Source organism: Desulfosporosinus metallidurans (assembly GCF_001936615.1).
GTDB classification, from domain to species: domain Bacteria; phylum Bacillota; class Desulfitobacteriia; order Desulfitobacteriales; family Desulfitobacteriaceae; genus Desulfosporosinus; species Desulfosporosinus metallidurans.
Window position 1 is genome coordinate 1 of sequence record NZ_MLBF01000128.1, and the last position, 2390, is coordinate 2390.

The 2390-nt window shown below is 50.2% G+C and carries 3 protein-coding genes; all 3 read left to right on the forward strand.

What is annotated here, in order from left to right; genetic code table 11:
• Window positions 1–314 (forward strand): tyrosine-type recombinase/integrase (locus DSOL_RS25840; RefSeq protein WP_170871631.1); only part of this gene is annotated, 314 nt, incomplete at its 5' end.
• Window positions 307–1272: a tyrosine-type recombinase/integrase gene (locus DSOL_RS25845; RefSeq protein WP_075367563.1), complete on the forward strand. Its 966-nt coding sequence runs from the start codon at window positions 307–309 to the stop codon at window positions 1270–1272. The genes DSOL_RS25840 and DSOL_RS25845, both read left to right, overlap by 8 nt.
• Entirely contained in the window at window positions 1259–2305 is a 1047-nt protein-coding gene (locus tag DSOL_RS25850) for a tyrosine-type recombinase/integrase (RefSeq protein WP_075367564.1), read from the forward strand. The genes DSOL_RS25845 and DSOL_RS25850 overlap by 14 nt, the downstream gene beginning before the upstream one ends.
• Window positions 2306–2390: the final 85 nt, after the last annotated feature.

Below are 2390 nucleotides of genomic sequence, written 5' to 3' on the forward strand. Positions count from 1 at the left end.
TATTTATCTCGGAAAATCGGCCATATGGACGTTTGATGAACGGAAGTCTCGGCAACATTTCCAATAAGATAATGAAAACCGCAAACATCAGGCAAAGCACTGGTGACCGCAGAGGGTTCCACATTTTCCGCCACCGCGTGGCAACGGAGCTTTTAGGTGGCGGCGTCCCGCAGCCGGTTATCAGCAGGGTGCTTGGCCATACGTCACCCGATTCCCTTGAAGCGTATCTGAGCGCCGACTTTAAGCATCTCAAAGAGTGCGCACTCAGTATAGAACGGTTCTCAATGCCTGAGGGGGTGTTTGGGAATGAGTGAGTCTACATCCTTCCTTGCGCCGCTCATGCGGGCGTTTGTTTACTATCGGAAGGCTTCCGGGCGCTGGAATGAAGCCTCTTATGAAGTTAATCTGAGTCTGTTCGACAAGCATTGTGAAAAGTGTTATCCCAATGCTTCCGAACTATCACAAGATATGGTGGATTCATGGTGCTCCCGGCGCGAAACGGAAACAAACAATTCATGCCGATCCAGAATATATCCTGTGGTCAGCTTCATACGCTATCTGCGTAAACGCGGAATGACAACCGTTGCGGAACCCGCCGTCCCACGAAAAGAGCCGAGAACCTATATCCCACACGCGTTTACGGAAGCGGAACTTAAAAACTTCTTTGCAGCTTGTGACTCAATCCCCGCCACGCCGACGACAGAAGAACAGTTGTCGCGCCGGATAACCGTCCCCGTGTTCTTCCGGCTGCTATACAGCAGCGGCATACGCACGAATGAGGCGAGGATGTTAAAGCGGGAAGACGTTGACCTTGACGGCGGCGTTTTGAACATACGCTATTCCAAGGGCCATGCGCAGCACTATGTTTTGCTGCATGATTCTATGCTTTCGTTGATGCGACAGTACGATGGAGTCATTGGCAAAATGTATCCGGGTCGGGTCTACTTCTTTCCCGCCAGAAACAGAAACGGTGGCTTCCACAAAGCATCTTGGGTACAGCGGAATTTTAACGAAATGTGGTGCCATCATAACAGCGGAAACGCCGTCCCATACGAACTCCGGCATAATTACGCCATTGAGAACATCAATGGTTGGACGGATGTAGGTTTCGATTTCAACGCGAAACTGCTTTATCTCAGCAAGAGCATGGGGCATAGCGTTTTGGAAAGCACGAAATATTACTATTCGCTGGTTCCGAGGCTGGCTGAAATAATTGAGGCCCATACCAACGAAGGTACGGTCATCCCGGAGGTGGACTATGAGAGCTACTAACGAGTCCGTCGCGCTGGCGAGGCATATTAACGCTTTTTTGAATGAATATGTCCCCTCCCAAAAAACCAGGAGCGCGCACACATTGAAAGCGTACAGCGATGCGCTCAGTTTGTATATCGGTTTTCTTGAAACGGAAAAGGGCATAAACTCAGGCAATCTCAACGGGGATTGCTTTTGCGCCGCGAACGTTGAGGATTGGCTCGTTTGGCTGATGGAAAGCCGTTCGTGCGGCCCTGAAACCTGCAACAACCGACTGGCTTCGCTTAGGGCTTTCCTCAAATACCTTGGCGGTAGGGACGTTTCGTACCTTCACTTGTCGCAGGCCGCGTCACGGATAGAGCGAAAAAAGGTATACGCTAAAAAAGTGACTGGCATGAGTAAAAAAGCAGTAAGCGCCTTGCTCGAAGCCCCGGATTCGTCTACAAAGGCCGGACGCAGGGATATTGCTTTGATGGTCGTCATGTACAGCACCGCCGCCCGGATAGACGAGATATTGTCTATGAAGGTTGAACAACTGCACTTGGATGCGGATAAGCCAAACATCACAGTCATCGGCAAGAGGGGCAAAATCCGAACGCTATATTTGCTGCCCAAAGCCACTGCCCACCTTCGGGCGTACATCAAGGATTCTCACGAAGCTACACCTAATCCGTCATCTTTCGTGTTCTACTCAAGGAACACAGGTCCCACAGGAAAGATGAGTCAGAATGCCGTTAACAAGCAGCTTCGCAAACACGCACAAACGGCACGGGCAGTATGCGGTGAAGTCCCTGCCGATATTCATGCCCATCAGCTTCGTCACGCTAAATCCTCTCACTGGCTGGAGGACGGCATGAACATTGTCCAAATATCCTTCCTGCTTGGTCACGTCCAGCTTCAAACGACGATGGTCTATTTGGACATAACTACCGAGCAGGAGGCAAAGGCATTGGCCACGCTCGAAGATGAAAACGATAAATCCGCACCCAAGAAGTGGCGTAGCGCAGATGGCAATTTGTCCGCGTACTGCGGTGTCCGAACGATGAAGAAGTAATTATTATCCGAACCTTTCTCTTGGATCTTCCTTTGAATATCAGGTTCTTTGCGAAAGGTTCGGATTTTATTTATGTACGGATAAC

Excerpts from the sequence above, each read along its gene's own strand:
- DSOL_RS25845 (WP_075367563.1), top strand. The coding sequence starts at position 307 with ATGAGTGAGTCTACATCCTTCCTTGCGCCGCTCATGCGGGCGTTTGTT.
- DSOL_RS25850 (WP_075367564.1), top strand. The coding sequence starts at position 1,259 with ATGAGAGCTACTAACGAGTCCGTCGCGCTGGCGAGGCATATTAACGCT.